General features: G+C 40.1%; 2 protein-coding genes. Both read right to left on the reverse strand.

Going from position 1 to position 2,828, the window contains the following annotated elements; translation table 11 throughout:
* Window positions 1-2,065, reverse strand: a 2,065-nt coding sequence (locus tag FTU75_RS18115) for a BapA prefix-like domain-containing protein (protein WP_180116568.1), incomplete at its 3' end; no start/stop codon positions are given.
* A gap of 149 nt (window positions 2,066-2,214) precedes the next feature.
* Window positions 2,215-2,828, reverse strand: a 614-nt coding sequence (locus FTU75_RS18120; RefSeq protein ID WP_180116569.1) for an IS5 family transposase, incomplete at its 5' end; no start/stop codon positions are given.

Genomic DNA, 2,828 nt, shown 5'->3' on the forward strand with positions numbered 1-2,828 from the left:
CACCATCGGCTTCGGCTTTTGTAATTTCATCCGCTAAGTCTTTGTAAGCTTGTTCTGCTTCTTCAACTTTCGCGATGGCATCTGCGGCGTTAGCAGCATCTTGATCATCCGGTGTGCCGTTGCTGTCTTGGTCATTTACTTCAGGTACAGTGATGCCAGGGGTTTTAAGATTATTGAGATCTTCTGTAAGTTGATCCTTCTTCTCTTGCACTGACGCTGGTTGATCAGGTAACGCATTGACTAAGTCTTCTGCTTCTTTGATCGCAGCATCGAGCTCTTCTTTAGACTTATCTAAAGCAGCTTTGTCTTCAGGATTGATGATCCCGCCTTTGCCTTCGATCTCTTTTTCTAAAGCATCATATTTATCTTGGGCATTTTTAACCGCTTGCTCTGCATCGTCGATCGCAGCTTCAACACCGTCATCAATGCCGTTGCTGTCTTGGTCATTCACCTCAGGTACAGTGATGCCAGGGGTTTTAAGATTATTGAGATCTTCTGTAAGTTGATCCTTCTTCTCTTGCACTGACGCTGGTTGATCAGGTAACGCATTGACTAAGTCTTCTGCTTCTTTGATCGCAGCATCGAGCTCTTCTTTAGACTGATCTAAAGCAACTTTGTCTTCAGGATTGATGATCCCGCCTTTGCCTGCGATCTCTTTTTCTAAAGCATCATATTTGTCTTGGGCATCTTTAACCGCTTGTTCTGCATCGTCGATCGCAGCTTCAACGCTGTCATCAATACCATTACCATCTTGGTCATTTACTTCAGGTACAGTGATGCCAGGAGTTTTAAGATTGTTGAGATCGTCTGTAAGTTGATCTTTCTTCTCTTGCACTGACGCTGGTTGATCAGGTAACGCATTGACTAAGTCTTCTGCTTTTTTGATCGCAGCATCGAGCTCTTCTTTAGACTGATCTAAATCAACTTTGTCTTCAGGATTGATGATCCCGCCTTTGTCTGCGATCTCTTTTTCTAAAGCATTATACTTGTCTTGGGCATCTTTAACTGCTTTAGCCGCCGTCAATACATCTACATCATCGGCAATACCATTACCATCTTGGTCATTTACTTCAGGTACAGTGATGCCAGGAGTTTTAAGATTGTTGAGATCGTCTGTAAGTTGATCTTTCTTCTCTTGCACTGACGCTGGTTGATCAGGTAACGCATTGACTAAGTCTTCTGCTTTTTTGATCGCAGCATCGAGCTCTTCTTTAGACTGATCTAAATCAACTTTGTCTTCAGGATTGATGATCCCGCCTTTGTCTGCGATCTCTTTTTCTAAAGCATCATATTTGTCTTGGGCATCTTTAACCGCTTGTTCTGCATCGTCGATCGCAGCATCAATGTCGTCAGCGATTCCATTTTCATTTTTGTCATTTATAGGGGGTACTTTTAACTCAGGTAATGCATTTAACTGCTGTTCCAAATCATTTTTTTGCTTACCATCTGCCAAAGCATTTAACTTGTCATTTGCTTCTTGCTTGGCTTTTTCTGCTTCTGCAATCGCCTTTTCAATTTCTGCTTTTTCTGTAGGTGTGATTAAATCATCTTTAAGTGCGGCATCTAATTTATCTTTTGCTTTTTGATATGCATCTACAGCATCTTTAACTGCTTTTTCTGCACTTTCTAGCGTAGTATCGTGTTTATCATTCGAGCTTTTAATAGATTTATCAAAGTTAAGCGCACCTAAAGCAGCTAATGGAGGAATCCAAGCCCAAGCTGGCACTCCATCTTTATAAAGTAATGGTTTTATTTCAGACAGTGGGTTATATACAACCTCATTTAAAAATGCACCCGTTTCGTCAGTAAATTGCACCCACAATAATTTATCGCCATCCTCCAATACCAAAGTATTATCTGCAGCAAAAAAATCTTTTATAGTTATCGTTTGACCATCATTTAATTGTACTACAGCATCTAGACCGTGTACTTTAATACTCGAGATACTTTCTTTTGAAACACCAAAAATAACAACCGATGGCTCAACTAAAGACAATGAATCTTCCGTGGTCGTTTCGGATAAAATATTATGACTGTCTTTTGAAACAACTTTTATATTAACCATAAAGGCTCTTCTTAAATAAAATGTTTAAAATTAGCTATAGATGTACATTTAGGATGTAAAAATGATACTTGGTTTGCAATTTTTTGTAAACATAAGGGCTTTGTTGCACAAAGATTTATAATTTGAAGCATCCGCCAACTCACTCAAATTTAAGTTACAACTCGGGTATGAGGACGACCTAACTCTGTAAATCTATTCAGCACGGCCACACGTGCATGAATCTCATTAACTTGGCTTTGAAAGTTTCTTGAATGTAGTCGATCGCCTAATAATTTGATGCAATGCATCTTGGTTTCGACCAAACTCCGCCGATGATAGCCTGACCATTTTTTCCATAATGTCCTGCCTAAACGTTTAACTGTTCGAAGTAATTCATTTCGCTCTTGCGAATGAACTTTTATATCTTTCCAAGGCTTTGCATTTTTTCTGGGTGGAATAACTGCATGTGCTTGCCGATCTGCAATGACCTGACGGCATTGTTTTGTATCATAAGCCCCGTCTGTATAAACTGAATCAATCTGTTCATCCAACGGGATTTGATCAAGTAAATCCCCGAGGACTTGTGAATCACTCACATTATTCGTTGTGAGCTGAACTGCTCGTATTTGTAGGGTTTTAGCATCTATACCAATATGGAGTTTACGCCATTGGCGACGATATTCAGGTCCATGTTTCTTGCGTTTCCATTCGCCCTCACCTAGAAACTTCATGCCTGTAGAGTCCATGAGTAGATGCAGCCCATCGCTACTTTTTTGGTAGCTGA

The sequence above is a fragment of the Acinetobacter sp. YH12140 genome (genome assembly GCF_013418475.1).
Taxonomy (GTDB): Bacteria; Pseudomonadota; Gammaproteobacteria; order Pseudomonadales; family Moraxellaceae; genus Acinetobacter; species Acinetobacter amyesii.